Source organism: Streptantibioticus silvisoli, assembly GCF_027947535.2.
In the GTDB taxonomy this organism is placed as follows: domain Bacteria; phylum Actinomycetota; class Actinomycetes; order Streptomycetales; family Streptomycetaceae; genus Streptantibioticus_C; species Streptantibioticus_C silvisoli.
The window spans coordinates 38,540-61,115 of sequence record NZ_JAAGKO020000009.1 but is presented as its reverse complement, the minus strand read 5'-3'; the positions used below and the strand labels follow the sequence as shown (position 1 = coordinate 61,115).

The window sequence follows — 22,576 nt, the reverse complement described above, 5'->3', positions numbered from 1 at the left end:
CACCCTTCCGAGGGACCATGACGGAGGGGTGGGCGTGCGATGCTCGGGTAACAGGCGATATCTGTCACCATCCAGATACGCTCCGTCATCGCACTGCCCTGCCGCCCTCCGCCCAGTCCGGGGTACGCGGGGATCTCATGGAGGGAATGGACATGGGTCCTCATCCCGCGGTCGCCGCGATACGCCTGGCGGTCCGCCGCGTACTCCACGACGTCGTCCGCGACGTCCTGGCCGAACAGGACGCCCGCCACACGGGCGTGCTGTTCGGCGAGGACGCCGGCGTCCCGCACGCCGACGCTCCGCACGCCGGCGTGCCCCGCGGTGCCGGTCCGCGCTCCGGCGCGCGGTCCGCCGCCCGATCGCTGTCCGGTGTGACGTATGCCGGCCCGCCCGGTGCCGCCCCGCTCGCCCCGGCCCCGGTCGCCGAGCAGCCCGACCCGCCGGGCCCCGCGCGCTCCGCTGTCATCGCCATGCGCCGCCGCACCGCGGACCGCCCCGCGCCGGGCCCCGAACGCCCCCTGGTGCTCGCCGCGTGCAGCGGCGGCGCCGACTCGATGGCGCTGGCCGCCGCCCTGGCCTTCGAAGCCGCCCGCGCCGGAGTGCGGGCCGGCGCCGTCACCGTCGACCACGGACTCCAGTCCGGCTCCGCCGCCCGCGCGCTCGACGTGGCCGACCGGCTGCGCGACCTGGGCCTGGACCCGGTCGAGGCGGTCGGCGTCACCGTGGGCCGCCAGGGCGGTCCGGAGGCGGCCGCCCGCGACGCCCGCTACGCCGCGCTGGAGTCGGCCGCCACCACGCTGGGCGCCGCCGCCGTGCTGCTCGGGCACACCCGCGACGACCAGGCGGAGACCGTGCTGCTGGGCCTGGCCCGCGGCTCCGGCACCCGGTCGCTGTCCGGCATGGCCGCCGTCTCCGGCCCCGGCGGCCGCTACCGGCGCCCGCTGCTGCTGCTGGACCGCGACACCACCCGCAAGGCGTGCCTGGTGCAGGGCATCGACGTCTGGGAGGACCCGCACAACGCCGATCCCGCCTACACCCGGGCCCGGGTGCGGCACGAGGCGCTGCCGGTGCTGGAGAAGTCGCTGGGCCGCGGCGTGGTGGCCTCGCTGGCCCGCACCGCCCAGCTGTTCCGCGACGACGCCGACGCCCTCGACCAGTGGGCCGCCTCGGCCGGCCGGGACGCGGCGGTCGACGGCGACCCGGACGGCGCGCTGGCGGTCGCCCGGCTGCGCCCGCTGCCGCCCGCCGTGCGGCGCCGGGTGATCCGGTCGGCGGCGGTGTCCGCGGGCTGTCCCGGCGGCTCGCTGTTCGCCCGGCACGTCGAGGAGACCGACCGGCTGCTCACCGACTGGCGGGGCCAGGGGCCGTTGAACCTGCCCGGGGGCGTCGTCGCTCTGAGGACGGATGGCAAACTGGTCTTCCGGCGCGCAACCGCCGAATGACTGAACGACGTTCCGAGCCGTCAGGGCCATGCAGGAAGTAGCCGGGGTGAACGAGACGGACATGAGTGCCGACCTTGAGAAGGTACTCATCACGAAAGAAGAGATCGACGCGAAACTCGCCGAACTGGCGGGCGCGATCGACCAGGACTACGCGGGACGGGACCTGCTGATCATCGGGGTGCTCAAGGGCGCCGTCATGGTCATGGCGGACCTGGCACGTGCCCTGGCCTCGCCGCTCACCATGGACTGGATGGCGATCTCCTCCTACGGGGCGGGCACCAAGTCCTCCGGCGTGGTGCGGATTCTGAAGGACCTCGACACCGACATCGTCGGCCGCCACGTGCTGATCGTCGAGGACATCATCGACTCCGGCCTGACCCTGTCGTGGCTGCTGTCCAACCTCACCTCGCGCGGCCCCGCCTCGCTCCAGGTCTGCACCCTGCTGCGCAAGCCGGAGGCGGCCAAGGTCGCCATCGACGTCAAGTACGTGGGATTCGACATTCCCAACGAGTTCGTCGTCGGTTACGGGCTGGATTATGCCGAGAAGTACCGCAACCTCCCGTTCGTCGGGACGCTCGCCCCGCACGTCTACGGGGGCTGACCCCGGCTCCGCCGGCCGACCGCCATTCGGATGCCGTCCGGAACCGAACGCGGTTTCTCGCCGTTGGAGCTAGGGAAGAGGGGTTTGTTAACGGTCCTCGGCGGCTACGAGCGACAATGCTGAGGTACCGTCCGAAGGTCGGGCTATAACACCTAGCTGACGCACAGCGGCTCATCCGGGCCGAGGTGCTCTCACTGTGGCAGGAGGGACGGGGCGGCGACGCCCCGCATGGATGGACGTCAAACGCTACTTCCGTGGGCCGGTCGTGTGGATCATACTGGCCGTCCTCGTCGTGCTCGGGCTGATGCAACTCGTCGGGTCATCGGGCGGCTACAAGACGGTGGACACCGGCCAGGTCATCGCGGCCATCGACAGCGGCCAGGCCACCCAGGCCAAAATCACCACAGGTGACGACCAGACGGTGTCGGTCCAGCTGAAGCCGGGCACCAAGGTCGACAACAAGGACCTGGGCACCAAGATCAAGGCGAGTTACATCGGCAGCACCCAGGCCACCGAGATCGCCAACAAGCTCCAGAGTCAGATCAACGACCACCAGCGCGGTGGCACCCAGCTCAAGGACGGCTACACGATCTCGCCGTCCCACCAGAACCCGTTCTTCGGGTTCCTGGTCACGCTGCTGCCGTTCGTGCTGATCATCGTGGTCTTCCTGTTCCTGATGAACCAGATGCAGGGCGGCGGCTCCCGGGTCATGAACTTCGGGAAGTCCAAGGCGAAGCTCATCACCAAGGACACCCCGAAGACCACGTTCTCCGACGTGGCCGGCTCGGACGAGGCGGTCGAGGAGCTCCAGGAGATCAAGGAGTTCCTCCAGGAGCCGGCCAAGTTCCAGGCGGTCGGCGCCAAGATCCCCAAGGGTGTGCTGCTCTACGGCCCGCCCGGTACCGGCAAGACGCTGCTGGCGCGTGCCGTGGCCGGTGAGGCCGGGGTGCCGTTCTACTCGATCTCCGGCTCCGACTTCGTCGAGATGTTCGTCGGCGTCGGCGCCTCCCGGGTGCGCGACCTGTTCGAGCAGGCCAAGGCCAACGCGCCGGCCATCGTCTTCGTCGACGAGATCGACGCCGTCGGCCGGCACCGCGGTGCGGGTCTCGGCGGCGGTCACGACGAGCGCGAGCAGACGCTGAACCAGTTGCTGGTCGAGATGGACGGCTTCGACGTGAAGGGCGGCGTGATCCTGATCGCGGCGACCAACCGTCCGGACATCCTGGACCCGGCGCTGCTGCGTCCGGGCCGCTTCGACCGGCAGATCGCCGTGGACCGCCCGGACCTCCAGGGCCGCCTGGAGATCCTGAAGGTCCACCAGAAGGGCAAGCCGATCGCGCCGGACGTCGACCTTCAGGCCGTCGCCCGCCGCACCCCCGGCTTCACCGGTGCCGACCTGGCCAACGTGCTGAACGAGGCGGCCCTGCTGACCGCGCGCAGCGACCTGAAGCTGGTCGACAACACGATGCTCGACGAGGCGATCGACCGTGTCGTGGCCGGACCGCAGAAGCGGACCCGGATCATGAGCGACAAGGAGAAGAAGATCACCGCGTACCACGAGGGCGGTCACGCCCTGGTCGCGGCGGCTTCTCCGAACAGCGACCCGGTGCACAAGATCACCATCCTGTCGCGCGGCAGGGCGCTCGGCTACACCATGGTGCTGCCGGACGAGGACAGGTACTCCACCACCCGCAACGAGATGCTCGACAAGCTCGCCTACATGCTGGGCGGCCGTGCGGCGGAGGAACTGGTCTTCCACGACCCGACCACCGGTGCCGCGGACGACATCGACAAGGCGACGTCCACCGCCCGCGCGATGGTCACCCAGTACGGGATGACCGAGCGACTGGGCGCCATCAAGTTCGGCCAGGACAACTCCGAGCCGTTCCTGGGCCGTGAGATGGGTCACCAGCGCGACTACTCCGAAGAGGTCGCCGGGCTGGTCGACGAAGAGGTCAAGCAACTCATCGAGACCGCGCACAACGAGGCGTGGGAGATCCTGGTCGAGAACCGCGACGTCCTGGACAACCTGGTGCTGGCCCTCCTGGAGAAGGAGACGCTGAACAAGGAGCAGATCGCCGAGATCTTCAAGCCCATCGTGCGGCGCCCGGCGCGCCCCGCGTGGACCGGTTCCTCGCGGCGCACGCCCTCGACCCGCCCGCCGGTGCTCTCGCCGCGCGAGCTGGCGCTGACCAACGGCGCGGCCAACGGCGTCACTCCGCCGTCGGTCTCGACCGTCAAGCAGCCGGTCGAGCCGGAGGCACCCCGGGACGGCGGCCCGACCGGCTGACCTCCCCGGTAGCGGTACCGGAATGAATGCCGCGTCTGCCAGGCTCTAGCCTGGGAGGCGCGGCATTCGTCATGTCCGCGCCCGTGGCAGCAGCGGCACGGGCGTACCCGGCACAGGAAGAGGCCCCAGATGACCGACCCGGTGACCCTCGCCGAGGCCAGTCCGGCGCGCGAGTTCGACGCGGCGCGGGCCGAGAAGGCGGTCCGCGAACTGCTGATCGCGGTCGGGGAGGACCCGGACCGCGAGGGGCTGCGGGACACCCCGGCGCGGGTGGCGCGGTCGTACCGGGAGATCTTCGCCGGCCTGCACCAGCGGCCGGAGGACGTGCTGACCACCACCTTCGACCTCGGTCACGACGAGATGGTGCTGGTCAAGGACATCGAGGTGCTCTCCAGCTGCGAGCACCACCTGGTGCCGTTCGTCGGCGTCGCCCACGTGGGGTACATCCCGTCGCACGACGGGAAGATCACCGGGCTGTCGAAGCTGGCCCGGCTGGTGGACGTCTACGCCCGCCGCCCCCAGGTGCAGGAGCGGCTGACCACGCAGGTGGCCGACTCGCTGATGCGGATACTGGAACCGCGCGGGGTGATCGTGGTCGTGGAGTGCGAGCACATGTGCATGACGATGCGCGGGGTGCGCAAGCCGGGCGCGAAGACCATCACCTCGGCGGTCCGCGGCCAGTTGCGTGATCCGGCCACCCGCGCCGAGGCGATGAGTCTGATCATGGCCCGCTGACCCCCGGCCGGGCCGGCGGGCCCGCGGTCACTGGGTCAGGTGATGGCTCAGCTGGTCGATGGAGGCGGGCAGTTCACGGTCCCAGGTGGTGAAGTTGTGCCCCCCGCTCGGCAGGATGATCGAGGAGACCTGCATCGGCGCGTGGACCGCCCGGATGAACGCCATGGTGGACCGGTAGTTGCCCTCGCCCTTGCGGCTGCTGGTGACCAGGACCCACACCGACGGGACCGGCTTGTGCTTCAGCCGCCACATCAGGTTGCTCTCGTTCTTCAGCGCGGCGCTGCCGCCGAACAGGCTGCCGGTGGTGGGGTCGTCGTGCGTGGCGTAGTACCCCGACAGCGACACGCCCGCCGAGAAGTCCTTCGGATTCTGCATCGCGATCTTCAGCGAGCAGTAGCCGCCGGTGGAGTCACCCATCAGGCCCCAGTTCTGCGGCCCGTTGCCCACCCGGTAGTTGGCCTCCACGGACTTGCGCAGGTCGGTGGTGAAGAACGTCTCCACCTGCGGGCCGTGCGGCACGTTCATGCACTCGGTGTCGCGCGGCGGGACCACGGCCGGCCGCATCATGATCATGATCATGGGCTGCATGGAGCCGTGCTTGATGTGGTCGGTCGCGGTCTGCGGGTACTTCATCCGGGTGATCAGTGACTCGGCGGTGCCCGGATAGCCGGTGAGGATGACGGCCGCCGGGAAGTTCTGCTTGTGGAAGGCCTTCTGGAAGTATTGCGGTGGCAGGTAGACGTACGCGGGAGAGGTGATCCCGGTCTTGGCTCCGGTGATCTCCACCTTGTCGATCCGCCCCGCCTTCGCCCAGTCGGAGCCGTTGGAGACCCCGACGTCCTCGTGGCCCATCTCCTCCAGACCGCCCTTGCCGCCCCCGCTGGCGGTGTAGTCGATCACCTGTCCGGGGGCCTGGTCGGTACCCAGCAGGTCGGAGAACGAGGCGTAGAACCCGAAGTAGGAGTTGATGGCCAGGCCCAGCGCCGCCAGGATCGTCAGCTGGCCACCGAAGAGCAGTCCGACCCGGCCGGCGACCGGTCTGACACCGCGGCCCGACAGCCGTGGCCACAGCCAGATCGTCGCGACGAACAGGGCCATCGCGAGGACGACCACCGCTACCAGGAGTTTTTTGCTCGTGAGACCCATCAGGCGCTTTCCGTTCGTAGGATCGGCCGCCCGCGCACCGCGAGTGGAACCTCACGACCCGTGTTCACGTCCTAGAAGACGCCTATCGCACCGACCGGGGTGCTACGGGCCGAGTGATCCGCTTATCGGGGCTTGGGAGACCGATGTCTGCACACAAAGATGCCGAATGCCTCACAGGGGTTCCGTCAGGAGGCGGCATCGATGACTGAGTCGTCGGACACACGGCAGCCACGGCTGCCGCGGTTCGTGCCCAGCTCGAAGGCGCCGGCCATTGTCGGCACCGTTTGTGCTCTTATCGGACTTCTCGACCTGGCGACCGGGATCGTGCCCCGGCTGCGGCACGGGCGTATGCACACCCTGGCGGAATACCTGCCGGGCGCTGTCAGCAGCATCGCCGCCGCCGCGTCGGTCATCGTGGGCCTCCTGCTGCTGATGCTGGCCCGCGGCCTGAAGCTGCGCAAGCGACGTGCCTGGGCCGCCGCCGTCGTGTTGCTGCCGGCCGGCGTGGTGGCCGAACTGCTGCACCACCGCGTCTCGCCGGTCGACACCGTGCTGTCGATCGGCCTGTTCGTGGTGCTGCTGACCCATCGGGGGGAATTCGCCGCGCTGTCCGACCCGCGCACCCGGTGGCGGGCGGTCCACAACTTCGTCGTGCTCAGCGTGGTCAGCTTCTGCCTCGGCCTGGTCATCGTCAGCGTCCACCCCAAGATGGAGATGGGCAGCCCGTCGTTCGGCGACCGCTGCCGCACCGTGGTCGAGGGGATGATCGGCTTCGGCGGACCGGTGCACTACCTGTCGGACCGCACCGCCGACCTGGTCGGCTACACCCTCGGCGGCCTGGGCTTCCTCATCCTGGTCACCACCGCCTACCTGGTGCTGCGCCCCGAGCACCCCACGGCGGTGCTCAGCGCGGACGACGAGGAGCGGCTGCGCGTTCTGCTCAACCGGCACGGACGCCGCGACTCGCTCGGCCACTTCGCCCTGCGGCGCGACAAGAGCGTCATCTTCTCCGCCACCGGCAAGGCCGCCATCTCCTACCGGGTGATCTCCGGCGTCATGCTGGCCTCCGGCGACCCGATCGGCGACGTCGAGGCGTGGCCCGGCGCCATCGAACGCTTCATGGAGGCCGCCGCCCGGCACGCCTGGATCCCGGCGGTCGTCGGGTGCAGCGAGACCGGCGGCGAGGTGTGGACCCGCGAGACCGGGCTCGACGCGCTGGAGCTGGGCGACGAGGCGATCGTGGAGACCGCCGCGTTCTCCATGCAGGGCCGCGCGATGCGCAACGTGCGGCAGATGGTCAAGCGGGTCGAGCGCAACGGCTACAGCTGCCAGATGCGCCGGGTCGGCACCCTGCCGGAGGAGGAACGCGCCCGGATCAGGGCCGCCGCCGCCGACTGGCGCGGCACCGACACCGAACGCGGCTTCTCCATGGCGCTCGGCCGGTTCGGCGACCCGCGCGACGGCGACTGCGTGGTGGTCACCGCGCACAAGCACATCGACGACGACCCCTCCCCGCACGGCGACCTCAAGGCGGTGCTGCACTTCGTGCCGTGGGGCCCGGACGGCATCTCGCTGGAGCTGATGCGCCGGGACCGCTCGGCCGACGGCGGCATGAACGAGCTGCTCATCGTGCACGCGCTGAGCAACGCCCGGGAGCTGGGCATCACCCGGGTCTCGCTGAACTTCGCGATGTTCCGCTCGGCGCTGGCCCGCGGCGAACGGATCGGGGCCGGCCCGGTGCTGCGGTTCTGGCGCGGCATCCTGGTCTTCCTGTCGCGCTGGTTCCAGATCGAGTCGCTGTACAAGTTCAACGCGAAGTTCCAGCCGGTGTGGGAGCCGCGCTTCATGGTCTTCCCCAACAACCGCGACCTGCCGCGCATCGGCTTCGCCGTCATGCAGGCCGAGGCGTTCATCACCCTGGAGCTGCCCGCCCGGGTGCGCCGCTGGATCCCCGGCGTGCGCGAGATCCCGCCCCCCGAGGCCGACCGTGCCCCGGAACAGCAGGTCACCGCGGTGCACGGCGGCGCCGCCTGACCGACCGGCCCGCCCCGCGCCGGTCGCCGCCGGCACCGCCTAGGCTTTGGCCCATGGGTGCGTTGCGAGGCCGGGTGGCGGGGCTGCCGGAGTGGGACCGCTGTGCGGTGATGGGCGTGGTCAACGTCACGCCGGACTCCTTCTCCGACGGCGGCAGCTGGTTCGACGCGGGACGGGCGGTGGAGCACGGCCTGCGGATGGTGGCCGCCGGCGCCGACCTGGTCGACGTCGGCGGCGAGTCGACCCGGCCGGGCGCCCGCCGGGTCGACGAGGCGGAGGAGCTGCGCCGCGTCCTGCCGGTGGTCCGCGAGCTGGCCGCGGCCGGCGTGCTGGTCAGCGTCGACACCATGCGCGCCACGGTCGCCGAACAGGCGCTGGCGGCCGGCGCCCGGCTGGTCAACGACGTCAGCGGCGGACTGGCCGACCCCGCGATGGTGCCCGCGGTCGCGGCGGCCGGCGTGCCGTTCGTGGTGATGCACTGGCGGGGCGCGAGCATCGACATGAACCGCCGCGCGGTCTACGGCGACGTGGTCGCCGAGGTCGCCGCCGAACTGCGGCAGCGGCTGGAGGCGGTGGTGGCCGGCGGGATCGACCCGGACAAGATCGTGCTCGACCCGGGCCTGGGATTCGCCAAGGACGCCGACCACGACCTGGCGCTGCTCGCCCACCTCGACGCACTGCACGACCTGGGCCGTCCGCTGCTGGTCGCCGCCTCCCGCAAGCGGTTCCTCGGCCGGGTGCTGGCCGGCGCCGACGGCACCCCGCCCCCCGCCCGGCAGCGCGACGCCGCGACGGCCGCCGTCTCCGCGCTCGCCGCCCGTGAGGGCGCCTGGGCGGTCCGGGTCCACCAGGTCGCCCCCACCGCCGACGCGGTCCGGGTGGCCCGCGCCGTGGAGGGCGCCGGATGAGGCGCCGCGGCGGCGGCCCCGGGCGCGGCGGTGGTCCCGGGCGCGGCGGCCCTGACGATCCGGACGACGGCCCGCTGCCCGACCCGTTCGGCTCCGACGAGGACCACGACGCCGTCGAGCAGGTCCACCAGGCGTTCTACGACGCCGTGGAGACCGGCGACCTCGACGCGTTGGAGCGGCTGCTGCTCGGCGGCGCGCTCGGTGAGACGGTGGCCGTCGTGCACCCCGGCTGGCCGGTGCTGCGCGGCCGCGGCCACGTGCTGCGGTCCTACGCGCTGATCATCGCCAATACCGACTATCTCCAGTTCTTCCTCACCGACGTCGAGGTCACCGTCTCCGGCGACACCGCGCTGGTCACCTGCACCGAGAACATCCTCAGCGGCGGCCCCGCCCAGCCCGACGGGTCAGCCGGCGAGCTGATCGGCGGCCTGGTGGTCGCCAGCAATGTGTTCCGCCGCACACCGGACGGCTGGCGCCTGTGGTCCCACCACGGCTCCCCGGTGCTGTCCGGGGAGGCCGGCGACGGCGAGGGACCCGGTGCCGGACCGCTCGGCGGACCCGACTCGGCCTAGCGGCAAAACAGGTGACGGACCGTCACGCATGGGACACAGGACCACTCGTTCGAGCCAAGATTGCGCCGGGTCAGGACTGAGGCACGCACCCCTCGGGTAGAGGCGGCTGCACCGGACACCCCCGTCGGCACGGGTTGCCGGTGCTCGCAGGTACATTCGACGCGTTCTTCTCGACAGTGCTGTAGGGAGTGGTGTTCGTGGACCGTGTCTCGTTGCGCGGCCTGAAGGCTCGCGGTCACCACGGTGTCTTCCCCCGGGAGCGGGCGGAGGGCCAGACGTTCATGGTCGACCTCACACTGGGCCTGGACACCACCGAGGCCGCCGCGACGGACGACCTGACGCGTACCGTGCACTACGGCGTGGTGGCCGAGGAGGCCGTCGCCGTGGTGCAGGGCGAGCCGGTCAACCTCATCGAGACGCTCGCCCAGCGCATCGCCGACCAGTGCTTCACGCACCCGGTGGTCCAGGAGGTCGAGGTGACCGTGCACAAACCGGATGCCCCGATCACCGTCCCGTTCGACGACGTGACCATCACCATCAGCAGGAGGCGCCAGTGAGTTCCGACCCCACCGTCCAGCCGGTACCGGTCTCCGTTGAACAGCAGGTCGACGCCGCCGACACCACCCTGCACAACCCGCGCCGCGCTGTCGTCTCGCTCGGCAGCAACCTCGGCAACCGCCTGGAGACCCTCCAGGGCGCCGTCGACGCCCTCGCCGACACGCCCGGCCTGCGGGTGAAGGCGGTCTCCCCGGTCTACGAGACCGAGCCGTGGGGCATCGAGCCCGGCTCCCAGCCCGACTACCTCAACGCGGTCGCGCTGATCAAGACCACCCTGCCGCCGACCTCGCTGCTGGAGCGCGCCCACGCCATCGAGGAGGCGTTCCTGCGGGTGCGCGACGAGCGCTGGGGACCGCGCACCATCGACGTGGACATCGTCGCCTACCAGGACGTCGTCTCCGAGGACCCCTCGCTCACCCTGCCGCACCCGCGCGCCCACGAGCGGGCCTTCGTGCTGGTGCCGTGGAACGACGTGGACCCGGCGGCCGAACTGCCCGGCCGCGGCCCGGTGGCCGACCTGATCGACACCGTCGGCCGCGACGACGTACGGGTTCACCGCGACGCGGAACTCAGGCTGCCCGAGTAGACGTTGCCCCGGTGGTGGCATCCTGGTCCGCAGGATCCGCCCACCGGGTCCGGCCGGGTACCGCCGAGGAGGAGACGTCGTTGAAGCAGGTGCGCTTCCGGGTGCTGATCGGCACGTTCCTGGTGACCGCCGTGGTCGCCTGGGCCGGATCGCGGCTGTGGAACGCCCTGGGCGAGCTGCCCGGCGTTCCGCTGGCCGCCCCGATCGTGCTCGGCGCCATCGCCGCCGTGCTGGCCGCCACCGCGATCTCGCTGCGCGCCCGGCTGAAGGAACAGCGTGAGCGGCAGGCCCAGGCCCGTGGCGTCGACCCGATGCTGGCCGCCCGCGCGGTGCTCTTCGGCCAGGCCAGCGCCCTGGTGGCCTCGCTGGTCGCCGGGGTCTACGCCGGGTTCTGCGTCTTCCTGATCGCCTCCCAGCTCGACATCGCGCCGCGCCGCGACCAGGCGGTCTACTCCGGCTGCTCGGTGGTGGCCTGCGCCGCGATCGTGGCCGCCGCGCTGTGGCTCCAGCGCATCTGCCGCATCCCGGACGACGAGGACGACCCGGGCCGCGGCACCGCGAAGGCCTGACCCCGGCCCGGACGCACCCCCCACGACACGCCGAAGGCGGTACGGAATCGACACCCGTACCGCCGTCGGCCCTTCCGGGGGCCCGCACCGCCGTCGGCCCTTCCCGGGACGCGTACCGCCGTCGGCCGCACCGCAGGCCCGTACCGCCTGCACACCCACCGGCCGCGTACCGCCCTCGTCCGCGCCGGCCGCCTACCGCCTTGGCCGCCCCGCGGACCCGTACCGCCGTCAGACGCTGGGGACGGTGTCCACCTCGACCTCGTCGCGGGGGACGTCGCGGGCGTCGGCGTCGATGGAGCGGCGCAGCGCCTCGTGCAGCCGGGCCGGGGTCAGCACGCCGCGGAACCGGGCGTCGGCGCCCTCGCCGTCCAGTACCGCGATCCAGCCCGCGTCGTGCTGGAGCATCACGCTGAACGCCTGCTTGAGGTTGGCGCCGAGCGGCAGCCACGCCTCCATGCGCCGGGAGTGGTCGCGGACCGTGCCGGCGGTCAGCGCCTCGGCGCTGACCCAGCCGTGCAGCGTGCCGTCGCCGTCCAGCACGACGGCCCACTGGGCGTTCTCCGCGCGCAGCCGGTCGGCGGCGCGGCCGGCCGGGTCGTCGAGGTGCACGACCGGCGGTGCCACCAGGTCGCCGGGCTCTATCGGGGTGACCGACAGCCGCTTCAGGCCGCGGTCGGAGCCGACGAAGTCGGCCACGTAGGGGCTGGCGGGGGCGCCCAGCACGGACGCGGGGGAGTCGAACTGCTCGATGCGCCCGTTGCCGTAGACCGCGATGCGGTCGCCGAGCCGGACCGCCTCCTCGATGTCGTGCGTCACGAACAGCACCGTCTTGCGCACCTGGCTCTGCAACCGCAGGAACTCGGCCTGGAGTCTCTCGCGGACCACCGGGTCGACCGCGCCGAACGGCTCGTCCATCAGCAGCACCGGCGGGTCGGCGGCGAGCGCGCGGGCCACCCCGACCCGCTGGCGCTGGCCGCCGGACAGCTGGTCGGGGTAGCGGTCGCCGTGCACCTTCGGGTCCAGGCCGACCAGGTCCAGCAGTTCGGTGGCGCGCTCGCGGGCCTTGCGGCGCGGCCAGCCCAGCAGGCTGGGGACGGTCGCGGTGTTCTCCAGCACGGTCTTGTGCGGGAACAGGCCCACCTGCTGGATGACGTAGCCGATGCGGCGGCGCAGCACGACCGGGTCGAGCTTGGCGATGTCCTCGCCGTCGAGCAGGATGCGGCCCTCGGTGGGTTCGATGAGCCGGTTGACCATCTTCATGGTCGTGGTCTTGCCGCAGCCGGACGGGCCGACGAGCGTGACCAGTTCGCCTTCGGCGACCTCGAAGGACAGGTCGTCCACCGCGGTGGTGCCGTCCGGATAGCGCTTGGTGACGTGCTCGAAGCGGATCATGTGTCCTCGCAGCGGGAAGGGGTGACGACCGTACCCTGCCCCCCTTGTGTGAATGCCATGTTGCTGGGATGTGGCACTGCGGCCCGATCGTCGGTGGCCGGTTATAGGCTCTCCGGGCTGGCGAGGAACAGATCCGGGAACGGTCCGGTTCTGCTCCGAGACGCTATCGATATACGACGCGGCGCTTGCGCCGGACCGGACGGGGGAGGTGAGCGCAATGGCCGGCCGAAACTGCCTGGAGGCGAACGACTGGATCTGCGGGGCGTACGTCAGCTCGCGGGCCCAGGACCTGGTCGACGCCACGGTGCAGCACGTGTGGATCACCGTGGTCTCCGTGGCGATCGGGGTGGTGGTGGCGTTCCCGCTGGCGCTGGTGGCCCGGCGCTGGAAGGCGGTGGCCGGGCCGGTGCTCGGCTTCACCACCATCCTGTACACCGTTCCGTCGCTGGCGATGTTCTCGCTGCTGCTGCCGGTCTTCGGGCTGTCGGCCGCCGTCGTCGTCACCGGTCTGGTGCTGTACTCGCTGACCATCCTGGTGCGCAACATCGTCGCCGGGCTGGAGGCGGTGCCCGAGGACGTCAAGGAGGCGGCCCGCGGCATGGGATTCGGCCAGACCCGCCAGCTGTTCCAGGTCGAGCTGCCGCTGGCGCTGCCCGCGATCATGGCCGGTCTGCGGATCGCCACGGTCTCCACGGTCTCGCTGACCACCATCGGCGCCATCGTCGGGTACGGCGGCCTGGGCAACCTGATCTACGAGGGCATGAGCAGCCTGTTCAAGGCGCAGGTCCTGACCGCCTCCGCCATCTGCGTGGTGCTGGCGGTCGCGGCCGACCTGCTGCTGCTGGGGGTGCAGCGGTTGTTGACCCCCTGGACGCGGGCCCGCGGCGGTGCCCGGCGCCGGGTGCGCCGGTCGGTGGCCCGGGTGGAGACCGGGGAGGTGGCGGCCTGATGGAAGCGATCCCGCAGGCGTGGACCTGGCTGACGTCCGGCGCGAGCTGGTCCGGCGGCGACGGCATCGGCGTCCGGCTCGGCGAGCACCTGTACCTGACGGTGGTGTGCCTGGCGATCAGCTGCGCGCTGGCGCTGCCGGTCGCCCTGGTCCTGGGCCACCTCGGCCGCGGCGGCGCGCTGGCCGTCAACATCTCCAACGCCGGCCGCGCGGTGCCCACCTTCGCGGTGCTGGTCCTGCTGCTGCTCAGCCCGATCGGCCAGGACGGCCAGTGGCCCACCGTCATCGCCCTGGTGCTGTTCGCCATACCCCCGCTGCTGACCAACGCCTACGTGGGCATGCGCGAGGTAGACCGCGACGTCATCGAGTCGGCCCGCGGCATGGGCATGACCGGCTGGCAGCTGATGCGCCGGGTCGAACTGCCGCTGGCCTTCCCGCTCATCATGACCGGGGTGCGCAGCGCCGCCGTGCAGGTGGTCGCCACCGCGACGCTGGCCGCGCTGCCCGGCGGCGGCGGTCTGGGCCGGCTGATCACCGCCGGGTTCGCCCGCCAGCGCACCTACGAGGTGGTCGGCGGTGCCCTGCTGGTGGCCGGGCTGGCGCTGCTGATCGAGGGGCTGTTCGTGGTGCTCCAGCGCTGCACCGACCCCCTGCGCCACCGGCGCGCCGTACGACGTGGCCGCCGTGACGATTCGGCGGACGCCAACCCCAGTGGTCCGTTCAAGAGATGGGTTACCGAATGAGCAAGGGTCTTCGCGGCATACGTGCCGCCGGCGCGGTCGCCACCGCGATGGTGCTGGCCGGCAGCCTGTCCGCGTGCGGCAACAGCCTGGAGGGCAGCGGTTCCGGGTCCGCCACGAAGTCGGGTTCCGGCTCCAAGGGTTCGCTGGTGATCGGTTCGGCGGGATTCACCGAGTCCACCGTGCTGGCGCAGATGTACGCGCAATTGCTGAACCACGCCGGATACAAGACGTCGATCAAGACGGTGAGCAACCGCGAGCTGTACGAACCCGCCCTGGAGAAGGGGCAGATCGACGTCGTACCGGAGTACGCGGCGACGATGGCGGAATTCCTCAACGACAAGGTCAACGGCGCCAACGCCAAGCCGGTCGCCTCGCCGGACGTGAAGGCCACGGTGGCGGCGCTGAGCAAACTCGCCACCCCGCGCGGCCTGAAGGTGCTGCCGGCCGGCCAGGCGGTCGACCAGAACGCGTTCGCGGTGTCGAAGACGTTCGCCGCGAAGTACCACCTGAAGTCGCTGAGCGACCTGGGCGCCGCCCACGTGCCGGTGAAGCTGGCGGCCGGCGACGAATGCCCGGACCGGCCGTTCTGCGAGCCCGGCCTGAAGAAGACCTACCACATCGACGTCACCGGCATCGATCCCAAGGGCGTCGGCACCACGCAGTCCAAGGCGGCGGTGAAGGCCGGCACCGACCAGCTGGTGCTGACCACCACCACCGACGCGACGCTTCCGGATTTCAATCTCGTCCTCCTCCAGGACGACAAGAAACTCCAGAACGCCGACTACGTTCTGCCGATTGTCAACGCCAAGCACGCCGGTAACGCGACCGTGGCGAACGCGCTCGACAAGCTGACGAAGGTGCTCACCACCGCCGACCTGACCAAGCTCGACGACCAGGTCGACGGCGAACGCCAGAAGCCCTCCGACGTGGCCACCGCCTACCTGAAGGCCAAGGGCCTGGTCTGAGGCCGCCGCGCCCCGGCGGGCGCGCGCAATGGCCGCAACGCCTCCGCCGGCCGTCGACGATCATGAAAGCGTCGGCGGCCGGCGGAATGCGTCCCACCACTTCGGCCGGAGAACACCGCGTCGCGATTCCGGGCCCGTTATCAGATCTTGTCGTGAGCAGGGCGTGAGAAATCCGGTCGCCGGTTCCCAGCGGCCGGATAACCGCGCTAGGTTTCAAGCCATGGCCCGTGGACGACACCGAGTTTCCCCAGCACTGCACCGGCGGCTGGCCCCGTTGGCGGTCGCGGGGTTCTCCGTCGCCGTCGCCGTGGGCGTCTGGTTCGCCCCGGCCGGCCCGCACGATGCCGTGCGGCGCGGCATGGTCGCCGCCGCGGCGGCCGGCGCGCTGTTCGCCGCCGTGCTGATGCGCCGCTGGGACCGTTCGGCCGGCAAGCGGGTCGCCGACCTGACCGCCGCCCGGTCCCGCGACGAGTGGCGTGCCGAGGAACACCTCGCGGAGCTGGAGAGCGACGTCGAGGAGGCCCGCGCGATCCGGCAGCGCATGGAGGCCGAACTGCGGGCCAAACGTGCCGAACTGGCCAAACTGCGCGGCGAGCACGCCGAGGTCCTGCGCCGCTACGCCCACGCCGAGACCGAGCGGGCCCGGGTGCTGGAGAGCCGCCGCCGGCTGGCCATAGAGGCGGCCACCCCGCCGCGCGCCATCGCCCCGCCGACCGCCGCGCCGTCCGCCGCGCCGACCCAGGAGGCGTACCGGCGGGCCGCCGCCGCCCTGCTGGCCCTGCCGCGCAACGCCGCACGCCAGCAGGCGCTGCGCACCGTCGAGACCGCCCGCCGCCGGGAGGCCGCCGCCGCGCGCGCCGACGGTGAGGAACGCCCCGGCCGCCACGCCCAGCCGCCGGCCGGCCGCCCGCACCCCGAACCGTCGGACCGCGGCGACCGTCCGGTGCGCGAACACCAGCTGGTGCCCGCGGTGGCCTCCGCCGTGCTGCCCTACACCCAGCCGCCGCGGCCGGCCAGCCGCACGATGGGCGGCTTCGACTTCTTCGGCACCCACAAGGCGGCCCCGGCCGCCCCCGCCGATCCCGCCCCCGCCGGACACCCCCGGGTCGAGCACGCCCCGGCGCCGCGCCCGGAGGTCATCGACCTGACCGCGCACGACGAGACCGAGCAGCTCGACGTGCGCGAACTGCGCGCCCAGGGCTGAGCACCGCCCGCCGGGGGCCGGCCGGACACGGCACCACGCCGGTCTCCGCGAACGCGGGGAACGTCCGCACGCCGACCGTCGTGTCGGTGGCGGCCGTTACGCTGCCGGGTGCGAAGAGGTCGGACGGAGCGCCCCGCGGGGTCCGCGGCCAAGGGGGGTGGCGTACCGAGGTTCCCCGCGGCCTGCCGGGACACCGAGCACGAACCCACCCCCCTCCGCACCGCCCGCCGCGGCGCGCACCCACCGGTCACCGGTGAAGGCGTGCCGGGCCCTTGCCCGGCCCTACTTGTCGACGTCGCCGACCACGAAGAACAGCGACCCCAGGATCGCCACCATGTCGGCGACCAGCGTGCCGGGCAGCAGTTCGGTCAGCACCTGCACGTTGTTGAACGACGCGGAGCGCAGCTTGAGGCGGTACGGCGTCTTCTCGCCCTTGGAGACCAGGTAGTAGCCGTTGACGCCCAGCGGGTTCTCGGTCCAGGCGTACGTCGCGCCTTCCGGGGCCTTCAGCACCTTCGGCAGCCGCTGGTTGACCGGGCCCGGCGGCAGCTCCGCCAGCCGGTCCAGGCAGGCGTCGGCCAGGTCCAGCGCGTTGTGCGTCTGCTCCAGCAGGCACTCGAACCGGGCCAGGCAGTCGCCCTCCTCGCGGGTGACCACCTTCAGCACGTCGGCCAGCTCCCCGTAGGCGAGGTACGGCTCGTCGCGGCGCAGGTCGAAGTCGGTGCCGCAGGCGCGCGCGACCGGACCGCTGACCCCGTAGGCGTGCACGGTGCGCCGGTCGAGGACGCCGACGCCGCGGGTGCGGGCCCGGAAGATCTCGTTGCCGAGCACCAGCTTGTCGAAGACGTCCATCCGGCCGCGCACCGCGGCGACCGCCTGCCGGGCCCGGCCGGTCCAGCCGGCCGGCATGTCCTCCTTGAGGCCGCCGACCCGGTTGAACATGTAGTGCATCCGGCCGCCGGAGATCTCCTCCATGACGGTCTGGAGCTCCTCGCGTTCGCGGAACGCGTGGAAGACCGGCGTCATGCCGCCCAGCTCCAGGGGGTAGGAGCCGAGGAACATCAGGTGGTTGAGGGCCCGGTTCAGCTCGGCGAGCAGCGTGCGGGTCCACACCGCGCGTTCGGGCACCTCCATGCCGAGCATCCGCTCGACGGCGAGCACCACGCCGAGTTCGTTGGAGAACGCCGACAGCCAGTCGTGCCGGTTGGCCAGCATGATGATCTGCCGGTAGTCCCGGGCCTCGAACAGTTTCTCCGCGCCGCGGTGCATGTAGCCGATGACGGGCTCGGCGCTGCTGATCCGCTCGCCGTCCAGTACCAGCCGCAACCGCAGCACCCCGTGCGTGGAGGGATGCTGCGGGCCGATGTTCAGCACCATGTCGGTGCCCTCGGCGGCGCCGCCGATCCCGACCGTCGTCTGCGTCATGCGCCCAGTGTCTCAGTCCACCGCCCGCCGCAGCGACCCCGGCAGCCCCGCCTTTACCGGCACCGCCAGCCAGCCGAAGCCGCCCAGGCCCTGCGGCGCGGTCAGTTCCGCCGCCTGCGACGCCGCCGCCAGCGCCCGCACGTACCCGGCGGGGTCGCTGGACGCCAGCGACAGCGCGGGCCGCGCGCCGTCCACCCCGAGGGCGCGCAGCGCGGCCCGCTGGGTCAGCAGCACCGCCCCGGCCGGGCCGGCCGCCGCGCAGGCGTCCAGCGCGACGTGCGCGGTCAGGTCGCACGAGCCGTCCGGCACCGGCGGGGTGCGCGCGCCGGCCCGGTAGCCGGTCAGCGTGCCGAACGGCGGCCGGTCGGCGGCCCGGTGGGCGTAGTCGGCGGCGACCGCCAGTCCGCGTTCCAGTGCGCCGGCCGCCGCCGCCCACGCCTCGTCGCGGGGCCGGCCGATCTCCGCCCGGTCGCCCGGTCGCCCGGCCGACGGCCACCAGCGCGCCAGCCAGTCCGCGTCCGGGCCGGTCACCGGCGCCCCGAGCCGTTCCTCACCGTCGGCCCGCGTCTCCACGTACCGCGGCACGCCGTCCTCGTCGGTCTGCGCCACCTCGACGCACACGTTGTCCAGCCACTCGTTGGCGAACAGCAGCCCGCTCAGGCCGCGCGGGATCTCGGCCGTCCAGCCGATCGCCGGGTCCAGGGCGGCCGGGCGCGGGGCGCGTTCGACGGCGTGGGCGCGCAGCCGGTCCGCGACACCGGGCGGCAGTAGGGAGCGGACGGCGGTGACCAGTTCGCCGCGGCCGGCGCCGACGTCGACGAACGCCAGCCGCGCCGGGCGGCCCAGCTCCTCGTCGACCGCCAGCAGCAGCCGGGCCACGGCGGCCGCGTACAGGGGGGAGGCGTGCACCGAGGTGCGGAAATGCCCGGCCGGGCCGGTCGGATCGTCAGGTCGTACGAAGAAGCCGCCGGGGCCGTACAGCGCCCGTTCGGCCGCCGCGCGCCACCGGGTCCAGCCACCGGGGTCCCGCGGGTCCTGCTCAGCAGTGCTCACCCGCCCACCGTAAGGCCGCCCGCCGGGCCGCCCGGCATCCACCCTGCGGACTACCCGCGGTGGTGAGGATCGCTCTCGTGGTTGACCCTTCGACGCCCGCCTCGTACCTACGCTGGGTTACGTGCAGGGTCTCTACGATTTCTTCCGGCGCCACCCGACCATGGTCGACACCTTCTGGGCCGTCGTCCTGCTCGGGCTCTCGGCGCTGGTGATCGTGGCCGGCCGCGACGGGAGCCTCTACCACCACTCGTGGCTGGCCGTCGTCTGCACGCTGGCCCTGTGCACGGTGGTGTCGCTGCGCCGGCGTTTCCCCGAGGCGATGCTGCTGCTGACCATCGCTACCGGACTCTTCCAGCTGGCGGCCGACGTACGGGTGCTGCCCGCCGACCTCGCCATGCTGGCCATCGCCTACACCGTCGCCTCCGTGGGAGCGCGCTGGTCCTCCCGCCTCGCGCTGCTGTTCGCACTGTGCGCCCCCGCGCTGTCGGAACTGCGCTGGTCCGGCTCCTACGACACCGGCTGGACCCGGGTCGTCCAGGCGGTCTTCCTCACCATCCCGTTCGCGCTGGCCTGGGTCATCGGCGACAGCCTGCGCACCCGGCGCGCGTACTACGCCCAGCTGGAGGAACGCGCCGAGCGGCTGCAACGCGAGCGCGAGGCCCAGTCCAAGGCCGCCGTCGCCGCCGAACGCGCCCGGATCGCCCGCGAGCTGCACGACGTCGTCGCCCACAACGTCTCCGTCATGGTCGTGCAGGCCGACGGCGCCGCCTACGTCCTGGACTCCTCACCGGAGCAGGCCAAGCAGGCGCTGGGCACCATCTCGCAGACCGGCCGGCTGGCGCTGGCCGAGATGCGCCGCCTGCTGGGGCTGCTGCGCACCTCCGACGACTCCGGCGGCGAGTACGTGCCGCAGCCCGGCGTCGACCAGCTCGGCGAACTCATCGAGCAGGTGCGCGGTGCCGGCCTGCCGGTGGACTTCGCCGTCGACGGCTCCAGCCGCCCGCTGTCCAGCGGCGTGGAGCTGACCGCCTACCGCATCGTGCAGGAGGCGCTGACCAACACCCGCAAGCACGGCGGCCCCGCCGCGCACGCCACCGTCCAGCTGACCTACGCCGAGCACGAGCTGCGGATGCTCATCGAGGACGACGGCCGCGGCGCGTTCGGCGGCGGCCCCGACGAGGGCGGCGCGGACGGCCTCGGCCAGGGCCTGATCGGCATGCGCGAGCGGATCGCCATGATCGGCGGCACCCTGCACACCGGCCCCCGCCCCGGCGGCGGCTTCCGCATCCGCGCCGAACTTCCGCTGAAGGCCGCGCGTTGAACGTTGCGTCCGACGCCGCCCCCGCCCACCTCCCGCTGGAGAACGCCATGGCCATCCGCGTGATGCTCGTCGACGACCAGGCGCTGCTGCGCACCGGCTTCCGCATGGTGCTCAACGCCCAGCCGGACATGGAGGTGGTCGCCGAGGCGGGCGACGGCGCCGAGGCCCTGGAGGTGCTGGCCCGCTCCGCGGTCGACGTGATCCTGATGGACGTGCGCATGCCGCGGATGGACGGCGTCGAGGCCACCCGGCGCATCTGCGGCGGCCGGGACCGGGCGGCGCGCGACCAGGGCCCGCGGGTGCTGATCCTCACCACGTTCGACCTCGACGAGTACGCCTTCGCCGCGCTCAAGGCGGGCGCGGCCGGCTTCATGCTCAAGGACGTGCCGCCCGCCGAACTGCTGGCGGCCATCCGCGCCGTCCACAGCGGCGACTCCGTCGTCGCGCCCAGCACCACCCGGCGGCTGCTGGACCGCTTCGCGCCCCTGCTGCCGCGCACCGAGGCACCGGTCCACACCGAGCTGGAACGCCTCACCGACCGCGAGCACGAGGTGCTGCTGCTGATCGCCCAGGGCCTGTCCAACGGGGAGATCGCCCGCCACCTGGTGCTGTCGGAGGCCACCGTCAAGACCCACGTCGGCCGGGTGCTGACCAAGCTCAACCTGCGCGACCGCGTCCAGGCGGTCGTGCTGGCCTACGAATCCGGCCTGGTGCGGGCAGGCGGCGCGTAGGCCCCGCCCCGCCGACCGGCCCGGGTTCGCGGTCCCGCCCGGCGTCAGACCAGCCGCCGCAGCAGCCCTTCGACCGCCTCGCGGACGTCACGCGCGGTCCACTCCAGCGCGTCGGAGGCCACCGTGACCTCCGTCATCGACAGGCCGGGCGGACCGGGCTCGGACCACCAGGAGAAGAGCATCACGCCGTCCTCCTCGGCCTGCGCGAGCACCGCCTCGCCCAGTGCCGACGCCGCGAACGGCAGCCAGACCTGGAACTGGTGGGTGTGCGGCACCGCCGGATGCACCCGCGACCACGGCAGCGGCGCCAGCGCCTCGGTCAGCGCGGCGGCCACCGTCTTCGCGTGCGCCACGTAGGCCGCCAGCCGGGGCAGCTCGGTACGCAGACCCGCCAGCGCCGACAGCGCGGCCGGCCACTGCTCGAAGAGCTGGCCGCCGTACCGGTGCCGCCACGCCTTCGCCTCCGCCACGAAGTCCGCCGGACCGGCCAGCGCGGCACCGGACATGCCGCCCAGCGACTTGTAGAACGACACGTAGACGCTGTCGGCCAGCTCCGCCAGCTCCGGCAGCGACCGCCCGAAGTGCGGTCCGCACTCCCACAGCCGGGCGCCGTCGAAGTGCACCACCGCGTCCCGCTCCCGGCCGGCCGCCACCACCGCGGTCAGCTCCTGCCAGGACGGCAGCACGAACCCGGCCTCGCGCAGCGGCAGTTCGAGCATCAGCGTGCCGATCGGCTCGTCGAGGTCGGCCACCTCGGCCGCGGTGGGCAGCCGCCGTTCCCTCGTCGGGTGCACGCCCCGCAGCCCGCTCAGGGCGCTCAGCGCGTCCCGCTCGTACATCTCCGGGTGCGCCAGCGGGTGCAACGCCACCGTCGCGATCCCGGTGCGGCCCGCCCAGCACCGCAGCGCCACCTGCTGCGCCATGGTCCCGGTCGGGAAGAACGCCGCCGCCGGCATGCCCAGCAGCTCCGCCACCCGGTCCTCCAGCGCGGCGACGACCCCGTTGCCGTACCGGTCGGGCAGCTCGTCGAGGTCGTAGGCGCCCTCGGCCCCGTCGGCCAGCGCGGCCAGCGACTGCCGCAGGTTGCGCGGCCGGTCCACCAGCGTGCGCCGCGCCCCGGCCAGCGCCCGCCGGCGCCGCACCGCCGGGTCCGGCGCCACCCGCGCCTCCTGTGCCGCCTCGTCCTCAAACATTCCGGCCGTGTCGCTCATACGGGTGATCCTCGCGCACCGCTGCCGCCGAACACAGGGATTTATCCGCCCTTCCGGCTCTCCCCCGGTTGCCGCAAGCCATTCGCGTAGCATTGACGAAAAGACACGTCCGGTACCCGGTGAGGACTGGAACGGAAGGCG

The 22,576-nt window shown here is 72.4% G+C and carries 21 protein-coding genes; 16 read left to right on the top strand and 5 right to left on the bottom strand.

The features are described 5' to 3' along the window. Positions 1-152: 152 nt before the first annotated feature. The 4 genes from tilS to folE all read left to right on the top strand — a co-directional run bounded on the left by tilS (position 153) and on the right by folE (position 5,068). The gene (gene tilS, locus POF43_RS09240) at positions 153-1,442 is read left to right on the top strand and encodes a tRNA lysidine(34) synthetase TilS (RefSeq protein WP_271322822.1); all 1,290 of its coding nucleotides are present in this window, start codon (positions 153-155) and stop codon (positions 1,440-1,442) included. Positions 1,443-1,470: 28 nt separating this feature from the next. Then, entirely contained in the window at positions 1,471-2,043 is a 573-nt protein-coding gene (gene hpt, locus POF43_RS09235) for a hypoxanthine phosphoribosyltransferase (protein ID WP_372515914.1), read from the top strand. 232 nt (positions 2,044-2,275) lie between these two features. Further along, entirely contained in the window at positions 2,276-4,333 is a 2,058-nt protein-coding gene (gene ftsH, locus POF43_RS09230; RefSeq protein WP_271313678.1) for an ATP-dependent zinc metalloprotease FtsH, read from the top strand. Positions 4,334-4,462: 129 nt separating this feature from the next. Further along, complete coding sequence (gene folE / locus POF43_RS09225) at positions 4,463-5,068, top strand: GTP cyclohydrolase I FolE (protein ID WP_271313679.1); 606 nt, start codon at positions 4,463-4,465, stop codon at positions 5,066-5,068. Positions 5,069-5,095: 27 nt separating this feature from the next. Here the strand turns inward: folE and POF43_RS09220 are convergent, their stop codons facing one another. Then, entirely contained in the window at positions 5,096-6,214 is a 1,119-nt protein-coding gene (locus POF43_RS09220) for an alpha/beta hydrolase (protein ID WP_271313680.1), read from the bottom strand. Between the two features lie 201 nt (positions 6,215-6,415). On the opposite strand from POF43_RS09220, the gene POF43_RS09215 reads away from it, so the two are divergent. The 6 genes from POF43_RS09215 to POF43_RS09190 all read left to right on the top strand — a co-directional run bounded on the left by POF43_RS09215 (position 6,416) and on the right by POF43_RS09190 (position 11,441). Further along, the gene (locus POF43_RS09215) at positions 6,416-8,248 is read left to right on the top strand and encodes a phosphatidylglycerol lysyltransferase domain-containing protein (RefSeq protein WP_271313681.1); all 1,833 of its coding nucleotides are present in this window, start codon (positions 6,416-6,418) and stop codon (positions 8,246-8,248) included. Between the two features lie 53 nt (positions 8,249-8,301). Continuing rightward, positions 8,302-9,156 carry a dihydropteroate synthase gene (folP, locus tag POF43_RS09210; protein WP_271322820.1) on the top strand — a complete coding sequence of 285 codons (855 nt, stop codon included), beginning with the start codon at positions 8,302-8,304 and terminating at the stop codon, positions 9,154-9,156. Beyond that, on the top strand, positions 9,153-9,728 hold the full coding sequence (locus POF43_RS09205; protein WP_271322819.1) for a nuclear transport factor 2 family protein: 576 nt from the start codon (positions 9,153-9,155) through the stop codon (positions 9,726-9,728). The genes folP and POF43_RS09205 overlap by 4 nt, the downstream gene beginning before the upstream one ends. Before the next feature lie 197 nt (positions 9,729-9,925). Next, a complete protein-coding gene (gene folB / locus POF43_RS09200) occupies positions 9,926-10,285 on the top strand; it encodes a dihydroneopterin aldolase (RefSeq protein ID WP_271313684.1) in 360 nt (119 codons plus the stop codon). Further along, positions 10,282-10,872, top strand: a complete 591-nt coding sequence (gene folK / locus POF43_RS09195) for a 2-amino-4-hydroxy-6-hydroxymethyldihydropteridine diphosphokinase (protein ID WP_271313685.1) — start codon at positions 10,282-10,284, stop codon at positions 10,870-10,872. Before folB ends, folK begins: the two co-directional genes overlap by 4 nt. A gap of 80 nt (positions 10,873-10,952) precedes the next feature. Further along, positions 10,953-11,441 (top strand): DUF3180 domain-containing protein, encoded by a 489-nt coding sequence (locus POF43_RS09190; protein WP_271313686.1) that lies wholly within the window; start codon positions 10,953-10,955, stop codon positions 11,439-11,441. Positions 11,442-11,669: 228 nt separating this feature from the next. Here the strand turns inward: POF43_RS09190 and POF43_RS09185 are convergent, their stop codons facing one another. After that, complete coding sequence (locus tag POF43_RS09185; RefSeq protein WP_271313687.1) at positions 11,670-12,833, bottom strand: ABC transporter ATP-binding protein; 1,164 nt, start codon at positions 12,831-12,833, stop codon at positions 11,670-11,672. Positions 12,834-13,050: 217 nt separating this feature from the next. Here POF43_RS09185 and POF43_RS09180 point away from each other — a divergent pair, with 217 nt between their 5' ends. The 4 genes from POF43_RS09180 to POF43_RS09165 all read left to right on the top strand — a co-directional run bounded on the left by POF43_RS09180 (position 13,051) and on the right by POF43_RS09165 (position 16,694). Beyond that, the gene (locus tag POF43_RS09180) at positions 13,051-13,782 is read left to right on the top strand and encodes an ABC transporter permease (protein ID WP_271322818.1); all 732 of its coding nucleotides are present in this window, start codon (positions 13,051-13,053) and stop codon (positions 13,780-13,782) included. Then, positions 13,782-14,525 (top strand): ABC transporter permease, encoded by a 744-nt coding sequence (locus POF43_RS09175; protein ID WP_271322817.1) that lies wholly within the window; start codon positions 13,782-13,784, stop codon positions 14,523-14,525. The genes POF43_RS09180 and POF43_RS09175 overlap by 1 nt, the downstream gene beginning before the upstream one ends. Continuing rightward, positions 14,522-15,490, top strand: coding sequence for an ABC transporter substrate-binding protein (locus tag POF43_RS09170; protein ID WP_271313690.1), 969 nt, complete (start codon positions 14,522-14,524; stop codon positions 15,488-15,490). Before POF43_RS09175 ends, POF43_RS09170 begins: the two co-directional genes overlap by 4 nt. Positions 15,491-15,710: 220 nt before the next feature. Further along, entirely contained in the window at positions 15,711-16,694 is a 984-nt protein-coding gene (locus POF43_RS09165; RefSeq protein ID WP_282704496.1) for a hypothetical protein, read from the top strand. 282 nt (positions 16,695-16,976) lie between these two features. Here the strand turns inward: POF43_RS09165 and POF43_RS09160 are convergent, their stop codons facing one another. Beyond that, positions 16,977-18,119, bottom strand: a complete 1,143-nt coding sequence (locus POF43_RS09160) for an NADH-quinone oxidoreductase subunit D (protein WP_271314792.1) — start codon at positions 18,117-18,119, stop codon at positions 16,977-16,979. Positions 18,120-18,131: 12 nt separating this feature from the next. Continuing rightward, positions 18,132-19,172 carry an SAM-dependent methyltransferase gene (locus tag POF43_RS09155; protein WP_271323565.1) on the bottom strand — a complete coding sequence of 347 codons (1,041 nt, stop codon included), beginning with the start codon at positions 19,170-19,172 and terminating at the stop codon, positions 18,132-18,134. Between the two features lie 121 nt (positions 19,173-19,293). Between POF43_RS09155 and POF43_RS09150 the strand changes: the two genes are divergently transcribed. Together POF43_RS09150 and POF43_RS09145 are read left to right on the top strand one after the other, a co-directional pair. Further along, positions 19,294-20,493 carry a sensor histidine kinase gene (locus POF43_RS09150; RefSeq protein WP_271323566.1) on the top strand — a complete coding sequence of 400 codons (1,200 nt, stop codon included), beginning with the start codon at positions 19,294-19,296 and terminating at the stop codon, positions 20,491-20,493. Between the two features lie 47 nt (positions 20,494-20,540). Then, the gene (locus POF43_RS09145) at positions 20,541-21,224 is read left to right on the top strand and encodes a response regulator (protein ID WP_271314801.1); all 684 of its coding nucleotides are present in this window, start codon (positions 20,541-20,543) and stop codon (positions 21,222-21,224) included. Positions 21,225-21,268: 44 nt separating this feature from the next. Here the strand turns inward: POF43_RS09145 and POF43_RS09140 are convergent, their stop codons facing one another. Further along, positions 21,269-22,435, bottom strand: coding sequence for a threonine aldolase family protein (locus POF43_RS09140; protein WP_271323567.1), 1,167 nt, complete (start codon positions 22,433-22,435; stop codon positions 21,269-21,271). Between the last annotated feature and the right edge of the window lie 141 nt (positions 22,436-22,576).

Bases quoted from the DNA above. Each gene is read 5' to 3' on its own strand.
- POF43_RS09140 (WP_271323567.1), bottom strand. From the start codon at position 22,435: ATGAGCGACACGGCCGGAATGTTTGAGGACGAGGCGGCACAGGAGGCG.
- folP (WP_271322820.1), top strand. From the start codon at position 8,302: ATGGGTGCGTTGCGAGGCCGGGTGGCGGGGCTGCCGGAGTGGGACCGC.
- POF43_RS09180 (WP_271322818.1), top strand. From the start codon at position 13,051: ATGGCCGGCCGAAACTGCCTGGAGGCGAACGACTGGATCTGCGGGGCG.
- folE (WP_271313679.1), top strand. From the start codon at position 4,463: ATGACCGACCCGGTGACCCTCGCCGAGGCCAGTCCGGCGCGCGAGTTC.
- POF43_RS09205 (WP_271322819.1), top strand. From the start codon at position 9,153: ATGAGGCGCCGCGGCGGCGGCCCCGGGCGCGGCGGTGGTCCCGGGCGC.
- POF43_RS09160 (WP_271314792.1), bottom strand. From the start codon at position 18,119: ATGACGCAGACGACGGTCGGGATCGGCGGCGCCGCCGAGGGCACCGAC.
- POF43_RS09220 (WP_271313680.1), bottom strand. From the start codon at position 6,214: ATGGGTCTCACGAGCAAAAAACTCCTGGTAGCGGTGGTCGTCCTCGCG.
- POF43_RS09145 (WP_271314801.1), top strand. From the start codon at position 20,541: ATGGCCATCCGCGTGATGCTCGTCGACGACCAGGCGCTGCTGCGCACC.
- POF43_RS09175 (WP_271322817.1), top strand. From the start codon at position 13,782: ATGGAAGCGATCCCGCAGGCGTGGACCTGGCTGACGTCCGGCGCGAGC.
- POF43_RS09170 (WP_271313690.1), top strand. From the start codon at position 14,522: ATGAGCAAGGGTCTTCGCGGCATACGTGCCGCCGGCGCGGTCGCCACC.
- tilS (WP_271322822.1), top strand. From the start codon at position 153: ATGGGTCCTCATCCCGCGGTCGCCGCGATACGCCTGGCGGTCCGCCGC.
- POF43_RS09165 (WP_282704496.1), top strand. From the start codon at position 15,711: ATGGCCCGTGGACGACACCGAGTTTCCCCAGCACTGCACCGGCGGCTG.
- POF43_RS09185 (WP_271313687.1), bottom strand. From the start codon at position 12,833: ATGATCCGCTTCGAGCACGTCACCAAGCGCTATCCGGACGGCACCACC.
- ftsH (WP_271313678.1), top strand. From the start codon at position 2,276: ATGGACGTCAAACGCTACTTCCGTGGGCCGGTCGTGTGGATCATACTG.
- POF43_RS09215 (WP_271313681.1), top strand. From the start codon at position 6,416: ATGACTGAGTCGTCGGACACACGGCAGCCACGGCTGCCGCGGTTCGTG.
- hpt (WP_372515914.1), top strand. From the start codon at position 1,471: ATGCAGGAAGTAGCCGGGGTGAACGAGACGGACATGAGTGCCGACCTT.